1 protein-coding gene is annotated in these 498 nt (G+C 67.3%); it reads right to left on the bottom strand.

The window, feature by feature from the left end; translation table 11 throughout:
• Window positions 1–27: 27 nt before the first annotated feature.
• On the bottom strand, window positions 28–498 hold a 471-nt coding region (locus FM051_RS11380), incomplete at its 5' end, for a transposase (RefSeq protein ID WP_238412323.1).

A 498-nucleotide genomic window follows, 5' to 3' on the forward strand; every position in this document is an offset into this window, starting at 1 on the left:
TACTGACCTTTTCGGTTCGGGGTGACGTCACGGTGGTGTCGTGATCAGTCCGGTTTGTGCGATGAACCCGTCGAGCAGGTCGGGTCGATACTGCATGCGTTTGAGGCGGTTACGGACCACTGCCGCCAGGCCGTCGATGCCGTACGGGGCCAGGTTGCCCAGGCTCCGCTTCAGGTGCGCCCACACTCCCTCGGCCGGGTTCAGGTCCGGGGCGTAGGCGGGCAGGCGGAAAACCGTCAGCCACGACCGCTCGTCGATCAACGCCCGCATGGCGGCATCGACGTGGTGGACATAGTTGTCCCAGACCAGCACGATGGCCCCGCCCAACTGTCGGTGGGCGGCATCCAGCAGTGCGGCGAAGTCCTTTTCCCGGAAGCCCTTCTTCTCACCGACGCGGCCGCGGTGCACCAGCATGCGGTAGATCAGCCGGGTGCGGTGGCCCTGTTTGCGGCAGACCACGCCCGCCAGGGACACCCGGCCCGCGTGAGCGGTCCGGAC

Source organism: Saccharothrix deserti (genome assembly GCF_009769385.1).
Lineage (GTDB): Bacteria > Actinomycetota > Actinomycetes > Mycobacteriales > Pseudonocardiaceae > Actinosynnema > Actinosynnema deserti.